The sequence below is a fragment of the Nocardia sp. GP40 genome (assembly GCF_050434125.1).
Taxonomy (GTDB): domain Bacteria; phylum Actinomycetota; class Actinomycetes; order Mycobacteriales; family Mycobacteriaceae; genus Nocardia; species Nocardia albiluteola.
Genome location: NZ_JBNPVW010000011.1, coordinates 181,448 through 198,058, shown reverse-complemented (window position 1 = coordinate 198,058; position 16,611 = coordinate 181,448). Strand labels below are relative to the sequence as shown.

The 16,611-nt window shown below is 67.8% G+C and carries 23 protein-coding genes and 1 pseudogene; 11 read left to right on the top strand and 13 right to left on the bottom strand.

The window, feature by feature from the left end; translation table 11 throughout:
* Positions 1-88: 88 nt before the first annotated feature.
* From ABH933_RS30170 to ABH933_RS30140, 7 genes and pseudogenes are all read right to left on the bottom strand, one after another.
* A pseudogene (locus ABH933_RS30170) lies at positions 89-292 on the bottom strand (CD225/dispanin family protein); the annotation flags it as partial.
* A 172-nt stretch (positions 293-464) separates the two neighbouring features.
* Positions 465-1,100 carry a TetR/AcrR family transcriptional regulator gene (locus tag ABH933_RS30165; protein WP_429422241.1) on the bottom strand — a complete coding sequence of 212 codons (636 nt, stop codon included), beginning with the start codon at positions 1,098-1,100 and terminating at the stop codon, positions 465-467.
* A 69-nt stretch (positions 1,101-1,169) separates the two neighbouring features.
* Positions 1,170-2,666: a flavin-containing monooxygenase gene (locus ABH933_RS30160; protein ID WP_429422243.1), complete on the bottom strand. Its 1,497-nt coding sequence runs from the start codon at positions 2,664-2,666 to the stop codon at positions 1,170-1,172.
* Complete coding sequence (locus ABH933_RS30155) at positions 2,663-3,571, bottom strand: SDR family NAD(P)-dependent oxidoreductase (RefSeq protein ID WP_429422245.1); 909 nt, start codon at positions 3,569-3,571, stop codon at positions 2,663-2,665. The genes ABH933_RS30160 and ABH933_RS30155 overlap by 4 nt, the downstream gene beginning before the upstream one ends.
* A gap of 12 nt (positions 3,572-3,583) precedes the next feature.
* Complete coding sequence (locus tag ABH933_RS30150) at positions 3,584-4,486, bottom strand: alpha/beta fold hydrolase (protein ID WP_429422247.1); 903 nt, start codon at positions 4,484-4,486, stop codon at positions 3,584-3,586.
* Complete coding sequence (locus tag ABH933_RS30145; RefSeq protein WP_429422249.1) at positions 4,483-5,826, bottom strand: cytochrome P450; 1,344 nt, start codon at positions 5,824-5,826, stop codon at positions 4,483-4,485. The genes ABH933_RS30150 and ABH933_RS30145 overlap by 4 nt, the downstream gene beginning before the upstream one ends.
* A 151-nt stretch (positions 5,827-5,977) precedes the next feature.
* Positions 5,978-6,439 carry a winged helix-turn-helix transcriptional regulator gene (locus ABH933_RS30140; RefSeq protein ID WP_429422251.1) on the bottom strand — a complete coding sequence of 154 codons (462 nt, stop codon included), beginning with the start codon at positions 6,437-6,439 and terminating at the stop codon, positions 5,978-5,980.
* A gap of 125 nt (positions 6,440-6,564) precedes the next feature.
* Between ABH933_RS30140 and ABH933_RS30135 the strand changes: the two genes are divergently transcribed.
* Entirely contained in the window at positions 6,565-7,359 is a 795-nt protein-coding gene (locus ABH933_RS30135; RefSeq protein WP_429422253.1) for an SDR family NAD(P)-dependent oxidoreductase, read from the top strand.
* 67 nt (positions 7,360-7,426) lie between these two features.
* On the opposite strand, the gene ABH933_RS30130 is transcribed toward ABH933_RS30135, so the two are convergent.
* Together ABH933_RS30130 and ABH933_RS30125 are read right to left on the bottom strand one after the other, a co-directional pair.
* A complete protein-coding gene (locus ABH933_RS30130) occupies positions 7,427-7,861 on the bottom strand; it encodes a hypothetical protein (protein ID WP_429422255.1) in 435 nt (144 codons plus the stop codon).
* Positions 7,862-7,976: 115 nt separating this feature from the next.
* Positions 7,977-8,408, bottom strand: a complete 432-nt coding sequence (locus ABH933_RS30125; protein WP_429422256.1) for a nitroreductase family deazaflavin-dependent oxidoreductase — start codon at positions 8,406-8,408, stop codon at positions 7,977-7,979.
* Positions 8,409-8,534: 126 nt separating this feature from the next.
* On the opposite strand from ABH933_RS30125, the gene ABH933_RS30120 reads away from it, so the two are divergent.
* The 8 genes from ABH933_RS30120 to ABH933_RS30085 all read left to right on the top strand — a co-directional run bounded on the left by ABH933_RS30120 (position 8,535) and on the right by ABH933_RS30085 (position 13,111).
* Positions 8,535-9,101 (top strand): TetR/AcrR family transcriptional regulator, encoded by a 567-nt coding sequence (locus ABH933_RS30120; RefSeq protein ID WP_429422258.1) that lies wholly within the window; start codon positions 8,535-8,537, stop codon positions 9,099-9,101.
* 37 nt (positions 9,102-9,138) lie between these two features.
* Positions 9,139-9,897, top strand: a complete 759-nt coding sequence (locus ABH933_RS30115) for a (R)-mandelonitrile lyase (protein WP_429422260.1) — start codon at positions 9,139-9,141, stop codon at positions 9,895-9,897.
* A gap of 46 nt (positions 9,898-9,943) precedes the next feature.
* Positions 9,944-10,177, top strand: coding sequence for a hypothetical protein (locus tag ABH933_RS30110; RefSeq protein WP_215922372.1), 234 nt, complete (start codon positions 9,944-9,946; stop codon positions 10,175-10,177).
* Positions 10,174-10,662, top strand: a complete 489-nt coding sequence (locus ABH933_RS30105; RefSeq protein ID WP_429455168.1) for a Clp protease N-terminal domain-containing protein — start codon at positions 10,174-10,176, stop codon at positions 10,660-10,662. The genes ABH933_RS30110 and ABH933_RS30105 overlap by 4 nt, the downstream gene beginning before the upstream one ends.
* Positions 10,663-10,664: 2 nt before the next feature.
* On the top strand, positions 10,665-11,174 hold the full coding sequence (locus tag ABH933_RS30100; RefSeq protein ID WP_429422263.1) for an ATP-binding cassette domain-containing protein: 510 nt from the start codon (positions 10,665-10,667) through the stop codon (positions 11,172-11,174).
* Complete coding sequence (locus ABH933_RS30095) at positions 11,171-12,010, top strand: ABC transporter permease (RefSeq protein ID WP_429422265.1); 840 nt, start codon at positions 11,171-11,173, stop codon at positions 12,008-12,010. The genes ABH933_RS30100 and ABH933_RS30095 overlap by 4 nt, the downstream gene beginning before the upstream one ends.
* A gap of 132 nt (positions 12,011-12,142) precedes the next feature.
* Positions 12,143-12,529 (top strand): hypothetical protein, encoded by a 387-nt coding sequence (locus tag ABH933_RS30090; protein ID WP_429422267.1) that lies wholly within the window; start codon positions 12,143-12,145, stop codon positions 12,527-12,529.
* 303 nt (positions 12,530-12,832) lie between these two features.
* Positions 12,833-13,111: a hypothetical protein gene (locus tag ABH933_RS30085; RefSeq protein WP_429422269.1), complete on the top strand. Its 279-nt coding sequence runs from the start codon at positions 12,833-12,835 to the stop codon at positions 13,109-13,111.
* On the opposite strand, the gene ABH933_RS30080 is transcribed toward ABH933_RS30085, so the two are convergent.
* Positions 13,089-13,352, bottom strand: a complete 264-nt coding sequence (locus ABH933_RS30080) for an alpha/beta fold hydrolase (RefSeq protein ID WP_429455177.1) — start codon at positions 13,350-13,352, stop codon at positions 13,089-13,091. The two genes, ABH933_RS30085 and ABH933_RS30080, sit on opposite strands and share 23 nt — an antisense overlap.
* Here ABH933_RS30080 and ABH933_RS30075 point away from each other — a divergent pair.
* Complete coding sequence (locus tag ABH933_RS30075) at positions 13,302-13,595, top strand: hypothetical protein (RefSeq protein ID WP_429422610.1); 294 nt, start codon at positions 13,302-13,304, stop codon at positions 13,593-13,595. The genes ABH933_RS30080 and ABH933_RS30075 overlap by 51 nt on opposite strands.
* A gap of 23 nt (positions 13,596-13,618) precedes the next feature.
* On the opposite strand, the gene ABH933_RS30070 is transcribed toward ABH933_RS30075, so the two are convergent.
* Positions 13,619-14,230, bottom strand: a complete 612-nt coding sequence (locus ABH933_RS30070; RefSeq protein ID WP_429422274.1) for a DUF4232 domain-containing protein — start codon at positions 14,228-14,230, stop codon at positions 13,619-13,621.
* A 338-nt stretch (positions 14,231-14,568) separates the two neighbouring features.
* Here ABH933_RS30070 and ABH933_RS30065 point away from each other — a divergent pair, with 338 nt between their 5' ends.
* Positions 14,569-14,937, top strand: a complete 369-nt coding sequence (locus ABH933_RS30065; protein WP_429422276.1) for a hypothetical protein — start codon at positions 14,569-14,571, stop codon at positions 14,935-14,937.
* 105 nt (positions 14,938-15,042) lie between these two features.
* Here the strand turns inward: ABH933_RS30065 and ABH933_RS30060 are convergent, their stop codons facing one another.
* A complete protein-coding gene (locus ABH933_RS30060) occupies positions 15,043-15,807 on the bottom strand; it encodes a hypothetical protein (RefSeq protein WP_429422278.1) in 765 nt (254 codons plus the stop codon).
* 39 nt (positions 15,808-15,846) lie between these two features.
* Positions 15,847-16,602: a hypothetical protein gene (locus tag ABH933_RS30055; RefSeq protein ID WP_429422280.1), complete on the bottom strand. Its 756-nt coding sequence runs from the start codon at positions 16,600-16,602 to the stop codon at positions 15,847-15,849.
* Positions 16,603-16,611: the final 9 nt, after the last annotated feature.

The following is a 16,611-nucleotide window of genomic DNA, read 5'->3' as shown; positions in this document are numbered from 1 at the left end:
ACGGGTCGGCGATCGGAGGCCCGGCGCTGGCCGGATTGCTGGTGGCCGGCATCGGCGGCGGCTGGACGATCGCGGCGAGGACGAAGCCGACGATGTCGCCGAGGGTTGCCGCGAGCGCCCAGCCCTGGGCTCGATCGGCGGCGGACCGGGCGCCCTCCGCATCGCCGGCCTCCCACTTCGTTTTCGCCTCATTGGCGAAGATGATCGCGGGTATGCCGAGGAACATTCCGATGAAGCAGCCGAGGAATCCGGCGATGGTGGCGAAGATCTTATCGGGCGGCGGCTCGGTGATCGAGCCGAGGCCGCCTCTCGGCAGCGACGACGTTCAGCAGATCCCGCTGGACGATATTGATGTCGAAGGCATGCGGGCCCTAGCTCGCGTCGGGGATGTCGGGCAATGCCGTGGCGGATGCTGCGGTCGAGCGGCCCGGTCCATCGGACAAATGTCCGGCGTCGGTGAGAGCTCAGGTCGAGGCCGGGGGATCGGCGTTGGCACCGAGCAGGGCGATGGCGGCCTCGACCGTGACGTCCACGAGGGTCTCGATGTCGCCGCCGTCCTCGACGGTGATGGCGATCAGCTCGCGGAATCCGCCGAAGACGATGGTGGCCATCTCGCGGCTGGGCCGGTGCAACCCGCTGGATTCGAAAGCTGTTGAGCTGGCCAGGTTTTGGATCAGCACGATGAACGCCTCGGCCGCGCCGCGATGCAGCTGCCGGGCGAGCTCGCCGAGGGCGGGCGAGTCGCGAATCCAGGACAGGGTGATCCACGGATCCTCGCGCGAGGCGCCGATCCACGCCTCGATGGCCTGGCGGACCTGGATGCGCCAGGGCGCGGCGGCGTCGACCGCAGCGGCGATGTGCGCGATCATCTCGGTGTTGCGCTCGGTCATGAGCGCTACGAAACAGTCCTGCTTACTGCTGAAGTGCTCGTAGAAGGTGCGCCGGGAGGTGCGGGCGTACCGCACGATGTCGGCGACGGTGGCCTCGGCATACCCATTCTCGCGCACGGCCACGGCCATGCCATCCAGGAGCCGCCGCCGGAAAGCGGATTCCGGCGACCCCTCCTCGACGGGGCTGCGGGCGGGCTCGGTACGGGTCACGGAACACAGATTAGTGTGCCGATGCCGACGACCCGGACAGCGGCCGGTCGCACCCCTAGTGGCCGCACCCTACGCGGTGGCGGGTTCGGATCCACGCTCATGCTCGCCGACCACCTGCGGCTCGCGCCGCGCGAACCGCATCGCACCGTCGGCGATCCGGCCGTGGCGCAGGGTGTAGACGTCCTGCGCGTAGTTCATGCCCAGCCGCCACGGCTGCCGGGTGCCTGCCGAGGGGAACCGATCCAGCGCCCGAAGCACGTAACCGGCCTGGAAGTCCATCAGCGGCCGGCGGTCCACCGCCGGATCGGGCGTCGGCGTGCAGCTGTCGTAGCCGCGCGCGTCCATGTAACGCAGGAGGCGGCAGACGAATTCGGCGACCAGATCGGCCTTGAGCGTCCAGGAGGCGTTGGTGTACCCGATGGTGAACGCGAAGTTCGGGACATCGCCGAGCATCATGCCCTTGTAGGCCATGGTTTTCGGTAGTTCGACGGTGCGCCCGTCGACCCGCAGTTCGATGCCGGCGATCGGCAGCAGATCCAGACCGGTTGCGGTAACCACGATGTCGGCCTCGAGTTCGGCGCCGGACTCGAGGCGCAGTCCGTCCGGGGTGAAGCGCTCGATGCGATCGGTGACCACCTCGGCGTTGCCGTGGCGAATGGCCCGGAACAGGTCGCCGTCGGGCACCAGGCACAGCCGCTGATCCCACGGGCCGTAGGTGGGTTTGAAGTGGGTGTCGACGTCGTATCCGGCGGGCAGCTGTTTGACGGTCTGGCTACGGATGAAGCCGCGCATCATCGCCGGACGGCGCTGGCTGAGCTGGTAGATCAGCGTGGCGACCGCCACGTTCTTCCAGCGCGTGATCGTGTAGGCCCGCTGCGGACCCAGCAGTGTGCGCAGGCGGTTGGCCACGGCGTCCTCGCTGGGGAGGGACAGGATGTAGGTCGGCGAGCGCTGCAGCATCGTCACCTTCGCCGCCGATTCCGCAAGCGCCGGAACGAGAGTCACCGCGGTGGCGCCGCTGCCGATCACGACCACGCGCTTCCCGGCATAGTCCAGATCCTCGGGCCACTGCTGGGGATGCACTACCCGGCCGCGGAATTCGCCGATGCCCGCGAACTCCGGCGTGAATCCCCGGTCGTACCGGTAGTACCCGCCGCACACGTACAGGAAATCGCAGGTCAGTTCGGAGGTTTCGCCATCGTGCTCGATCCGGACCGTCCAGCGGGCCTGCGAACTCGACCAGTCCGCGCCGATCACGCGGTGCCCGAACCGGATTCGCTTGTCGATTCCGGCCTCGGTGGCGGTGTCGCGCACGTACTGCAGGATCGACGGTCCGTCGGCGATCGCCTTGGCGTCGGTCCACGGGCGGAATCGGTAACCGAGGGTGTGCATGTCGGAGTCCGACCGCACGCCCGGATAGCGGAACAGATCCCAGGTCCCTCCGATCGCGTTGCGTGCCTCCAGGATCGCGTAGGTGCGCTGCGGGAAGGCGTCCTGCAGATGCCGGGCCGCCCCGATGCCCGACAGTCCCGCTCCCACGATGAGGACATCGACGTGCTCGGTCATCGGGCGGCCCTCCGTGCACGCGCTTGGCCGGCTCGCATCACGAGCCCGAGCACGTCGTAGTAGTGGGTGGGGGTGATGCGGGTGATCGCGTCGAACAGGTACGCATCCGGGCCGACCAGGATCCGCGCCTTACCGGATTCGACACCGCGGCAGATGATTTCGGCCGCCTTGTCCGGCGAGGTCAGGGTGACCGCCTCGAATTCGGCGGCCATCTGCTCGGGGGTGCGGCCCATGCCGAGGGGATCCTTGCGGATCCGGGCGTTGCGCGCGATGTTGGTGGTGATCCCGCCCGGGTGCACGGTGACCGCCGAGACCCCGGTGCCCCTGAGCTCCTGCCGCAGTGCGTCGGTGAAGCCGCGCACCGCGAACTTGGCCGCACAGTAGGCACTTTGATGGGGGATCCCGCCGAGGCCGTACACGCTGGAGGTGTTCACGATGACACCGAAGTTCTGCTCGACCAGCAGGGGCAGGAAGGCCCGGGTGCCGTTGACTACGCCGTCGAAGTTGATCTGCCGCAGCCATTCGTCGTCCTCGGGCACCGCGTCGAGAACCGAGGAGGTCACGGCCACGCCGGCGTTGTTGAACACCGCGGCCAACTTCGGGGATGGTGAGCCGGCGGAGCTTGCCGAGCCGGCGGGGTGGGTGGGGACACTCCGATCTATCCACTCGCGCACCTCGTCGGCGAAGGCGCGCTGGTCGGCGGCGTCGCGAACGTCGAGCACGCGGGTCAGTACGGGACCGCCGAGCGATTCGGCGGTCTGCTTCAGCCCGGCCTCGTCGAGGTCGGCGATCGCCACCGGAGAGCCACGGCGGGAAAGCAATTGGGCCAGGCCGCGGCCGATGCCCGAGGCGGCGCCGGTGATCATCACGGGGTGGCCGGACAGTGGTCTGGACTTTCGGGGCATCGGTGGTCCTTCTCAGCGTGGGTGTGTGGGGCTGGCGGATTCGGCGGCGCGGATGTGGTCGTGGATAAGGTCCGCCAGGGTGGGCCACAGCTCGGCGGGCAGGTCGTGGCCCATGCCCGGCAGCGTGTGCCGCCGCGCGCCCGGGACGGCCCGTGCGGTCGCGGCGCCACCGCTGGGATGCACCATCCGGTCGCGGTCGCCGTGCAGTACCAGGGTGGGTGTGGTGATCCGGGTCAGCTCACGGGTTCTGTTGCCGGACTTCATTATTGCCGAGAGCTGACGGCCACTGCCGGGAGCCGGGCGCGGGTCGCGGTCCCAGACCCGTCCCGCCGTGGCGCGCACCGCGGCCGCGTCGAATGGATATCCCGCCGAGCCGATGTGCCGGTAGATGCGCTCGGCGCGATCCACATGCTCGTCCCGCGATCGCGCGGGCTTGCCGAGCAGATAACGCCACGTGGACCACGCCGGTCGGCCGTACCGGAATCCGCCCGGGCCGGAGATGATCGAGGTGAGCGAGGCGACGCGGCCTCGATGGCGGGCGGCGACGGTCTGCGCGATCATCCCGCCCATCGACATGCCCGCCAGATGCGCCCGCTCGAATCCCAGCGCATCGAGCAAACCGACGGTATCGGTTGCCATGTCACCCACGTCGTACTGATCGCGATGCCAGCGGCGGCGCAGCAGGTCCGGCGGCGCCGGCGGCGGGAACGGCAGATGTGTCGACGTGCCGACGTCGCGGTTGTCGAAGCGGACGACGTCGAATCCGCGCTCGGCGAGTATCCGGCACAGATCGTCGGGCCACTCGTGCAGCTGCTGCCCGAGTCCGGCGATCAGCACCAGCGGGCTGCCGTCCGCACGGAATCGCTGATAGGTCAGGGTGATTCCGCGCCCGACGTCGGCGGACTGTTCGATCACGCGGTCACCCGCTCGGATTCGGTTCGCTCCGGGGCGGGGGCCGGGGTGCGGCGATACACGACCGCGCGTCCCTTCTGTGCGGGCACCAAGGCGACTCCGCGCCAATGGGTCCGCTCGTCGGGCGCGGTGGTGGGCTCCAGGGTGAAATCTCGCAGCAGCGTGCGCAGGACGACGTTCATCTCCATGGTGGCGAAGGCGGCGCCGATGCATCGACGCGCGCCGCCGCCGAACGGAATCCAGGTGAAGGTGCCGGGCCGCACACCGACGAATCTATCCGGATCGAAGGCGCGCGCGTTGGGGAACAGCTCCTCGTTGTCGTGCATCAGCCGGATGTTGAGCGCGATCCGCTGGCCCTTCGGTAGCGTCCACCGCCCCACCTCGAGCTGGTCCGCGATGACCTGGCGCGCGGTCATGTCGATCACCGGCCGCACTCGCTGCACCTCGAGCAGGGTGGCCTCGAGCAGTTCCGAACCGCCCTCGTCGACCTCGGCGACCAAGCGGCGCAACACATCCGGATGCCGCCGCAGCCGCTCGACGGCCCAGGCCAGCGTGGTGGCCGTGGTCTCGTGCCCGGCGGTGAGCAGGGCGAGCAGCTCGTCGGCGATTTCGCCGCGGGTCAGTGCGGACCCGTCGTCGTAGCGGGCCAGCAGCATCATCGCCAGCACGTCATTGCGTTCGGACAGTTCGGGATCGGCGGCGGCGCGATCGATCAGCCGGCCCACGATCTCGTCGTAGCGGGCCCGCAGGACGGCGAATCTGCCCCAGGGACCGAAGCGGCCCAGCATCTTCTGCGGCATCGGCACCGCGACCAGCGCCGAGCCGACCAGCACCACCTTCGGCAGCAGTTCGCGCAGCTGCTCGAATTCCGCTCCCTCCGCGCCGAATACGGCGCGCAGGATGACGTTCAGCGTGATCCGCATCATCGAGTCCATTGTCGCGAATTCCCGGTTCGATGGCCAGGATGCCATCTCCCGCACCGCTTCCTGCTCGATCAGCTCCTCGTACACGCCCAGGCGCCGCCCGTGGAAGGGCGGGGCGAGCAGCTTGCGGTGCCGGCGATGCTCGCTGCCCGACAGTGCGAAAAGTGAACCGGGACCGAGCACTTGGCCCAGATTGACGTCCATGTTGTCCGAGACGTCGGTCCCGGCGAGAAACACCGACTTGACCTCCGCCGGATCGGACAGCACCACCATCCGGCCCAGCCGCGGCACGGACACCGTGAACGCCGACCCATAACGCTGATGCAGCCGCCGCCACCGCTGCGTGCGTCGAGTCAACACCTCCAGACCCTGCACGATGGTCGGCGCCGAGGGTCCCGGGGGAAGTTTGATAGCGGCCATGGGGACTCCTGTCCGTGGTACGTCTCTGTACCACGGAACGGTACGCTTACGTACCGTCGGTGACAAGAGGTCGGAATCTCGATCTACCGACCCGGGGCCGGATTGTCTCGGCGTCGCACATCAACCACCGCGTCGAGTAATTCCGTGTGCTCTACGACCGCGGCGAATCATGCGCTGTGGGTACGGCTTTCACCTCGTCGATGGGTACATCCTCGCCGCAGTGGCGACAGATCGTCCGCTGGCGAACCTCGCCGCCGCAGCCGGCGTGGGTGAGGACGACCGGAGGATCGGCCGGTGCGGCCCAGCGGTCGCCCCAGTGGGTCAGGGCGATGATCACCGGCTGTAGTTCTCGGCCCTTCTCGGTCAGGATGTACTCCTGGTAGGCCGAGCCCGACGCGTGGGGGCGGCGATACATCAGCCCGTCCTCGACGAATTTGTCGAGCCGCGCCGTCAGGACGTTGCGGGCGATGCCCAGGCTGCGCTGGAAGTCGGCGAAACGCGTGACGCCACGGAACAGTGCGTGCCTGATGATCATCAGGCTCCACCGCTCGCCGACCATCTCCAGCGCCCGCGCCGCGGAACAGTCTTGAGTCTCATACGTACTACCGAGCATGTCCACGAGTGTATCTCCGGGGTGGTTGCATGACGCAACTGGCCGATGCTACGGTCATCTGGTTGCATCACAAGACCAGTTGCGGGTCGGGGAAGCCGCCGGCGCAACTCATAGACAGGAGCCGAATGATGTTGCTCGACAACAAGAACGCGATCATCTACGGGGCAGGCGGTTACATCGGCGCGGAGGTCGCCCGGTCCTTCGCCGCGGAGGGTGCGCGGGTCTTCCTCGCGGGCCGCAGCCGCCCCGCGCTCGAATCGGTCGCGGAGAAGATCCAGGCGGCCGGGGGCGCCGCCGACGTCGCGGTGGTCGACGTACTCGACGAGGAGGCCGTCGACTCGCATGCCGATGCCGTGGTCCGCGCCGCCGGATCCCTCGACATCTCCTTCAATGCGATCAGCCTGCCCCAGACCGGAATTCAGGGCACCCAGCTCATCGATCTGCCCACCGAGAACTTCGATCTGCCGATGGCGACGTATCCGAAGGCCAACTTCCTGACCGCCCGGGCCGCCGGCCGGCGCATGGTCGAACAGGGATCGGGGGTGATCCTGACGATCACCGCGAGCCCCTCACGGACGGCGACGCCGCGCATGGGCGGAATGGCACCGGCCTGGGCGGCGATCGAATCGCTCTCCCGGGGCCTGGCCGCGGAACTCAGCCCGCACGGCGTGCGCGTGGTGTGCCTGAATGCCGCGGGAATGCCGGAAACGCCGCAGCTCACCGAGGTGTACGGATTGCACGCCGACGCCTACGGCATCAGCCGTGACGAGTTCGGTGCGCGCATGGAAAGCCTGACCGTTCGCAAGCAGCTGCCGACGGTCGCCGAAATCGCCGACGTGGCGACCTTTGTCGCCTCCGACCGCTCCCGTGCCATGACGGGCGCGATCGCGAATCTCACCGGCGGCATGGTCGTCGACTGAAATGCTCGCCGATCGCCGCGCCGAATTTCGCTGATCCTGTTCGGGGCGTGGCTGTTTCGCCGAGTGCTCAGCACATCCAGCAGTAGAGCGAGTGGTTCTGCCCGGTGGCTGTTCGTGCGAGCTCCGCGACGTCGCTCAGGAGAGCGTCGATCATTTCCGGGTCGAAAGGTGCTCCGGTGCTGGTGGTGTCCTGCTTCCAGCGGGTGCCGATCTCGGCCAGGACGGCGGGATCGGCCGTCGTCAGCGCCCGCTGGAGGGTAGGGGAGGCGGCGTATATCGCGGAACCGCTCTCGTCGTCGGTCACCGCGCGTGGTTCGCCGGCGCTGACGAGATCGTCGAGTGATCGGCCGGTGAACAGGCTCTCCCATTCGGCGAGGGCCTGGAAGACGAGGAAGTTGCCGTAATCGGTGACGGCGGGGAAGTGGTCCTCGGGGCCACCCTCCACTACCGTTGCCGCGGTGTCGTCGTCGGGCGCGATGAAGAATTCGACCAGAATGCTCACCGGTCGATGGTGCCCTGCCGATCGCCTCGATGCATGGCGACGTCGCCGCGACCGGGGCGGGCGCGGTTCCCGGACGGTGCCGGCGCGGTGTGTTCCGCGCCGGCACCGCAGCCGGCTACTTCGGGTCGAGCACGAATACCGGGATCTGGCGGTCGGTCTTCGTCTGGTACTCGGCGTAGGGCGGGTAGGCCTCCACGGCTCGGGCCCACCACTCGGCTCGCTCGGCGCCTTCGGCCTCGCGGGCGACGTATTCCTTCGTCGCTGTGCCGTCCTGCAGCGGAAACTCCGGGTGCGCCTTGATGTTGTAGTACCAGGTGGGGTGCTCGGGCGCGCCGCCCTTGGACGCCACCACCGCGTAGCTACCGCCGTGCTCGACCCGCATCACGGGGGTGTAGCGGAGCTTGCCGGTCTTCGCGCCGCGCAGGGTCAGCAACACCACCGGCGACCCGAGTATCTCGACGCCGGCCGTGGTCCCGGTCTCGAGGATCGTCTTGGTTTGGTCCTGCACCCAGTCCGTGGGGCTCAGTTCTGCGGATTCGCTTGCCATGCCGGATTCTAACATTCCTTGCGTCCGCCCTATTCCCGCGCCGTCAAGATATGGCGTGTCGCCCCGTAAAGCAGAAGCGACCACTGCCACGCATCTCTGTACCTACTAGTATGTATAGTGCTCTGTATGAGCACGCGAGACAACCTCATCGAGAGCACACGGGCGCTGCTGTGGGAACGCGGCTATGTCGGCACCAGCCCGAAGGCGATTCAGCAGCGGGCCGGGGCCGGTCAGGGCAGCATGTACCACCACTTCACCGGAAAACAGGAGCTGGCGCGCGCGGCGATCGATGTCACGGCCGAGGAGCTGTGTGCCGGTGTCGACGCGCAACTCTCCGGTCCGGGTAGCGCGCTCGAACGCCTCTCGGCCTACCTGCGTCGCGAGCGAGATATCTTGAAGGGCTGCCCAATTGGTGGACTGACCCAGGACCCGGACATCATTGCCGCACCCGTCCTTCGCGAGCCGGTCGAGCGGACCCTCGCCTGGTTGCGCACGCGCCTGGCGGGCGTGGTAGCGGAGGCCGTCGACGCCGGTGAGCTGAGCTCGGCTCTCGAGCCCGCGGCCACGGCGTCGGCGATCCTGGCCACGTTGCAGGGCGGGTACATCCTGGCCCGCGCCGCCAACAGCTCGGCCCCGTTCGAGCAGGCGGTCGAGGGCATCCTGGGCCTGCTCAATTGTCATGCCGCGCACTGAACATCGAACAACACACAATCGAAGGAACTCAGCAAGCATGCGTATCTCCCGCGCACCCCATACCGCCGTGTCCGCCTCGTCCGAGTGGATCACCGGCAATGCCCGCATCGAGGAACTCGCCACACCCGATGGGCCGTCGCGAACCCAGGTCGACAGCGTTCGCTTCGCGCCCGGGGCCCGCACACGCTGGCACCGCCACCCGCTGGGGCAGGTGCTCGTGGTGACCGCCGGCACCGGCCTGGTGCAGCGCCGTGGCGCACGGGTCGAGACGATCCGCGCCGGTGACACGGTCCGGATCGAGGCCGGTGAATGGCATTGGCACGGTGCGACATCCGACAGCCCGATGACCCATGTGGCCATCGAGGAACTACCCGGGGACGGGCGCGCGGCTGAGTTCGCGGAGGCGGTGACGGACGCCGAATACAACGGTGGCACTGGGGAACTCGCCGAGCCGACGCCCCCGATGAGTCGGGTGATCGTCATGGATCAGAAGCTGCCGGAGTCGCTGGCCACCCAGCGCGTCGAAATCCGGCGGATCACCATCGCGCCCGGGCATCCGGCGGGGCTGCACATTCACAACGGGCCGGTCTTCGGCAACATCGAGACCGGCTCGGCGATCTACCGGATCGAGGGCGAGCCCGAGTCGGTGCTCACGCCGGGTGATGTGTTCTACGAGCCGGAGGGTGTGCGTATCGCGCGCTTCGACGCCCAGGAGGACGGCGTCACATTCCTGGGGTACTTCCTGCTCGCCGACGGTGTGGATGCCGGTCTCGTGGACCCCGACGCCCGACAATAAGCAACTTCGGTTGACTAGCGCGATTTAGTCAACTACGGTTGCTTGCATGTCGGAGATCGAGATACCCACCGCAGTCGAGGATCCCGCTGACGCGCTGGCCGCCGTGGTGGCGCTTCGCCGCCTCGCCGATCTGCTCGAGGATGCGGCGGTCGAGCGGGCGATGCGGGCCGGGTGGGGGTGGCCGCGCGTCGCCGAGGCCCTCGGCGTGACTCGGCAGGCCGTGCACAAGAAGCACGTCAAGCGGCTGATCGCCGCGGGCGTCACACTGAGGAGGCGGTGACCGTGGTTGCCATGGGCACAGGCAAATTCATCAATCCGGTGCTGGCGAGAAGTCGCCTCGAGGCGCAGCGGGACGGTTCGGCGACGGTCGAGGCGCCACACCTGCTGCTGGCCCTCGCGGCGAGCGACGATGCCACCGTGCGGCGGGCGCTGACGGCTGTCGGACTCGACCACACCGCGATTCGCGACGCACTCTATCGCGAATTCGAGCACAGCCTGAGTCTGGTCGGCGTCGCCGAGCTCGCCCGCGGGCTGCCGCGTCCCAGCGCCACACCGGATCCGGCCTCGGCCCTGGGCGCATCGGCGAAGCTCGCCATCGCCCGGGGCGTCGAGGCCGCGGCCGATCCGCGGGACTTCCGGCCCGCCCACCTGCTGCAAGGCATCGTGCGCGCGCAGGCCGGAACGGCCACGCGGGCACTGGATCTCATCGGAGTCGATCGTGCCGAGCTGGATGCACAGGTATCGGCCGCGTTGGGGGAGGCGTGAGCATGACCGGCGAACCCCTGGTCGACGTCGAGGGTCTGGCAATGAGTTACGGGGACCGGACGGTGCTGCGCGATGTCACGTTCGCGGTGCGGCGCGGCGAGGTCCTGGCGCTGCTTGGCCCCAACGGTGCGGGTAAGAGCACCACGATCGAAGTGCTGGAAGGCTTTCGGATCCGTTCGGGTGGACGGGTACGGGTGCTCGGAGTGGATCCGGCGCATGGGGGCGAGGATTGGCGTGCGCGCATTGCCATCCTCGACGACGGGCGGATCGTCGCCGACGGCACCCCGGCTCAGCTCGCCGCCACGATCGTCGGCCACGACACCGTCCGATGGCGTTGCGATGGAACGTCGTTCGAGAAGTCCACGCCCGCCTCGACCGAATTCGTCCACGACCTGTTCTCCGAGCACGGCCGTGCCATCACCGATCTCGAGGTCCGCCGGGCCACGCTCGAGGACACCTATCTCGCGCTGGTGCGCCACGCCGAGGACGCATCTCTTCCGGAGGCATCATGATCCCGACCGCCGTGCGCTGCGGTACTCGACGCGGCCTGATCGAGCTGCGGCAGGCCTTCGCCGGTACCGCCATGATCGGCCAACTCCTATGGCCGGTAGTGACATTGGTGTCCATCTTCGTGTTCCGTAACCGGCCGCTGCCCGGTAACGGCACATTGGGAGCGTTCATCCTGCCCAGTGTCCTGGGAACCTATGTGGCGATGGGGATGCTGCTGGTGATCCAGTACCTCGCCGTCGAGCGCGACGACGGAACCCTGTTGCGGGCCAAGATAATTCCGAACGGCATTCAGGGCTATCTGATCGGCAAGATGGTCACTGTATCGGCGACCGTCGGGGTCTATCTGGTGATCATCTCCGGTCCCGGACTGCTGCTGGTCCATGGATTGGCGGTCGGTAGCGCGGGCGCCTGGCTGACCCTGGCCTGGGTTGTCCCGCTGGGACTCATGGCGACGCAGCCCATCGGCGCCATGCTCGGCTCGCTGGTCTCCGCCCCTCGCGCGGTCGGATATGTCTCCGTTGTCGTCATGGGCATGATCGCGATCTCGGGCATCTTCTACCCCGTCACCGCGATGCCACGCTGGTTGCAGTGGGTGGCCCAGGTCTTCCCGGTGTACTGGCTCGGCCTGGGCATGCGCTCGGCGCTGCTGCCACACGGTGCGCTGGCCGCCGAACTCGGCCATTCCTGGCGGCATGTCGAAACCGCTGCGGTGCTGGGTATCTGGGCGGTGGCGGGCATGGTCCTGGCGCCCGCGGTGCTGCGCCGGATGGCCCGCCGCGAATCGGGATCGGCGCTGGCCGTCCGCAGGGAGCGGGCATTGCAGCAGGTGGGCCGATAACCCGGCAACGGAGTCGACGATTCGGACCGGTCCACCGCGGCCGGTCATGTGACAGTGGTTTGTTCGGCCAGGCAGGGCGGTGGGGAACTACCCTGGGCTCAGCATGACCTGTGCTGTCGAGAGGGGATGGGGATGGATCCGGTTTCGCTCGGTATCGCCGCCGCGGCGTTGGTGGCGTCGAAGTTCGGTGAGCAGGTCGCCAAGGATGCCGGCGACACCGCGTGGCATGCGGTCGAGCGCCTTCGCAAGCTGGTCGCCGACAAGTTTCGTCACGATCCCGAAGCTGTCTCCGCGATAACGGCTTCGGCCGAGTCCGCCACGCCCGAAGCGCAGGCCGCGGCGGCGCAGCGGATCGCCGAGGCTGCCCGCGCGGACTCGGGATTCGCGGCCGAAGTCGACGTGCTGGTGTCCGCCGCGCAGAAGGACCGCTCGGCCGAGATCTTCATCGCGCAGGCATTCGACGATGCCCGGCAGGTGAACATCCACCGCGACAACACCGGCACCATCAACATCGGCTGAATCGGTGAGGCCGTGACCTATCTCACCATCGTGGAACGAGACAAGCCTCAGCGCAGCAGGTTTCGCCGGGATTCGACGTTGTGCCCGCACAGTCCGGCTGTCTCGTAGGCGATCAGGCCCTTGTCGAGCGCTGGACATGTCATGGTTGTTGTTGCGTTGAGTCTCGAATTGGCTGTAGCTCAGTGTAACTCGTGCGCGTCTCCCCGACACGCCGTGTGCGTGATGGTTCGAATGAAGTCAATCACGTTCTGCCGCTATCATTCTCGAGACGTTATGAGATGGTCTACGGGAAAGAGCTTCGCCATGATACTCCTCGCCCTTCACGACGTAGTTCACGCGCAGCTCGGCAATCCCACCCCGCAGACCCCGCCCGCGGCGGACAAGCTGATGAAGCTGGTGCGGTATTTCACCTGGTTCGTGATCCTGTCCGGCATCATGGCAATCACCTACGCCGGAGGCCATTTCGCCTGGGAGAAGTGGACCGGTGGTGGCTCGCAGTCCCCGAAGATGGTGGCGGGGGCCATGATCGGCGGAATCGTGGCGACCAGCGCGGGGACGATCATGAATGCGGTGATCGGCTAGCGGCCGCTACCCACCGTGAAAGGGCGGTTCCGGGAAGGGCTCGAGCGGTTGGCGGCGGGCCTGGCCGACGCCGATCGCCCTCTGAATTGAACCGGTCACCGGCCTGCGCGCGAAGTACGGTCGGGAGCGGGTGCGGCGGGCGAGGACGATACGGCACGCTCAGCGCGGCGACGGCGGAGAATCGATCGGGGTGCATTTCAGCGGCCGCCCATGCGGTGTTCGCGCCCCAATCATGGCCCACCACAACGGCTGTCGACTCGCCCAGCGCAACAAGGAGCGATTGCACACCGCACTGGCGGGGCTGCCGGAGGACTGCGACGGGGTCGTTGCCGACCTTCGCAGCGAGGCCGACGTCATCTCGCTGTTCGAGCAGGGGACGATCGGCGAACCGGAACAGATCGCCGCATCCCATCTCTACTTCATGCAGAACAGCTTCGTGACGGGGACGATTCTGACCGTCGACGGTGGGCTTTTGTTGGCCTGAGTATTACTGTGCGCCAAGCGGTCTCAGTTCCCTGCGACGCCCGCTACGACCGACGTGATGCTCAGCAGGTGCACATCCGAATTGGCGCAGGCGCTGCCCTGCCAGGGCAGGTAGAGTGAGTCGGTGTTGTCCGGTGGGTAGATTCGCAGGCCGGCGGCGGTGATCGGATGGCACCTGTCGCCGTAATTCCCGGCATCGGTGATGCGGAGTACGGCCGAGGCCGTTCCGTTGACCTCCAGTGTGACCGTCGGTTTCGGGGTGTCTCGATCGGCGGGGGCGCCGATCGGGTCGCCGGTGGGGCTGTCCGCGAACGAGACTCCGGGGAATCCGGTCAGGGTGCAGGGTGCCGTGCCCGCGTTGACGAAGATGAGCGGGGTGTACGCGCTTCCCGCTGCTCCGTCGGATTGGCCCGTGGACAGCTTCAGATCCGCGGTGTGGCACAGCGCGGGGCCGACGGGAGTGGATGTGGATTCGGTGGTGCTCGGGGCGGGCGTGGTGGCGCCGGTTGAAGTGCCCGGGCTCTCGGACGTGATGACGGGCGACGGGGCGGGGCCGGAGCTTCCCGAAGTGCATCCCGCCAGTGCCAGCGTCCCCACCGCGAGCAACACCGCGGCGGTGGTCTTCAAGGCTGTCATCAGTCCCTCCAAATCTGATCGCCACCGGCACAGGGCGACTCGGTCCCCCGTGCCGCGAGCACCATGAAACGCGGTGCCGCACCTGTCTATCGGATGTCGCGTCCGCGAACGTAACATCGAGGACCGACACTCGCCGCGTGACCGGGGGCCGGGAGCCGTGTTCCCCGATGTTGCGCCCTGACGACCTGGCCGTCACAGGGAACGGCACAGCCTGTTCGGCCCAGGGCCGGACAGCCGTTGTATATGATCTCGGTGGGTTTCGAGCGCGTGACGATCCGATGAGCAGCCGGATCCGCGGCAGCCGCGGTCGCTGCGGGACATGGTCGAGAGGATTTCGAATGAGGAGAACGACAAGCACTGCCGCACGAACCACGATCGGGGCCATGGCGATTCTGGGCGCTGCCGCCGTAGTCGGTTCCGGCACAGCCCATGCCGCACCACAGGATTGTGCCGTCACCCGGGACTTGTTCGGCGCGCGGGCGGCGTGCCACGATATCGGCGCACCCGCCGGCAGGGAGTACGCCCTCGTCGTCGAGTGCGTCGGCCTGCACGGAATCCCGAATGCGTTTCCGCTCATGGCCATTGGTCCGTATCAGGGCTCGTGGAGTGGTTCCTTCGCTCCGTCCGGTCAGGGCACGGCCACATGCATGGGTCCCACCAGCGTCGGGATCGCCAACAATGCTTATGTAGCGATATACCGCGACTGATCGGATCGCACCCTCGAGCTCACCGAGGCCCTGTCGCTCCGGTGGGCCGAAACCGCCGCCAATTGAGCCTGGACAGGGCGCGCCGCCGGTTCACGGCACCCGACCTCAGGCGTGCGGCGCAGTTGCCGGCGGGTGGGCCGGGTCGGCGCAGTATGGTCCCGGAGTCGTGCACGGCGACAGGATCGTCGAGAAGTACTGGAAGGCGGAGAAGGCCAGCATCGGTCCGCCGACGAGGATCAGGCCGCCGAGGGCTCCGGCGGGCCCGAGCAGGCCGGCGCCCACTACGCAGCCGACGACGGCGCCGGGTACCAGTCCTACCAGGAGCGTAGCCACGCCGGCGCCGGCAGCGCCGACCGCGGCGCCGAGCAGGCAGCCCGCGCCGCCCCCGACGATCGCACCCAGCACCGCGGAGACACTGCTGGTGATGATGAGTCGCTGCGACAGCGCCGTCATCGCCTGTTGGTCGCGTGGGGTGAAGGATTCGGCGACCGTTTGTAGTTTCGAGACCGGAACCAGGTCGGTTGGATGTACAGGGTCCGTGACGTGGGTTCCGTTGTGCCGGACGGGCGTCAAGGTCACGGTGCCGCCGTCGATGTGGGCTTGTAGCGGGTAGGCGGTGTCGTCGATCCGATAGGTCGAGGGCAATATCGTTTCTATTGCGCCGGAAGCGTTTTCGAGTAGCATTCGGCCGGCGTCCTGGAGCCAGTGTCCGTCGGTGGCGATCACCGCCGAGTCTCCCGACCTGCTCACCGTGTAGTGGACCGCCCCGGCCGCATCGGAGGGTGGCGGTGCGGCTGCCGATACTCCGGCGCTCAGGCTGACGGCAGCTACCAGTGGAACCGCAACTGCGGCCACATTCCTCATCTTCATGGTTTTCCTTTCAGGACAACTGCGCTCGCGAGGAGTGACTCAGCCGCGCGGGGTGCCGGTGGCTGGGTTGGCGCAGTACGTTCCCGGAGTCGTGCACGGCGACAGGATCGTCGAGAAGTACTGGAAGGCGGAGAAGGCCAGCATCGGTCCGCCGACGAGAATCATCCCGCCGATGGCTCCGACAGACCCGAGCAGGCCGGCGCCCACAATGCAGCCGACCACCGCCCCGGGTACCAGACCGGTCAGGAGCGTCGCGATGCCGACGCTGGTGGCGCCGACCGCGGCGCCGAGCAGGCAGCCCGCACCGCCGCCGACGATCGCACCCAACACCGCGGAGGAGATGCTGGCGATCGTGGAGCGGGAGGCCAAGGCTGCCAACGCCTGTTGGTCGCGTGGGGTGAAGGATTCGGCGACCGTTTGTAGTTTCGAGGCCGGGACCAGGTCGGAAGGGTATGTCGGGTCGGTGACGTGGGTTCCGTTGTGCCGGACGGGCGTCAAGGTCACGGTCCCGCCGTCGATGTGGGCTTGTACCGGGTAGGCGGTGTCATCGATCCGATAGGTCGAGGGCAGCATGGCCTCTACTGCGCCGGACGCATTCTCGAGCAGGATTCGGCCCGCATCCTGGAGCCAGTGTCCGTCGGTGGCGATCACCGCCGAGTCTCCCGACCTGCTCACCGTGTAATGGATCGGCCCGGCCGAGTCGGATGGCGACGGTGCGGCTGCGGCGACTCCGGCGCTCATGCCGACGGCTGCCACCAGTGGCACCGCCACCGCGGCCACGTTCCTCATCTTCATGGTTTTCCT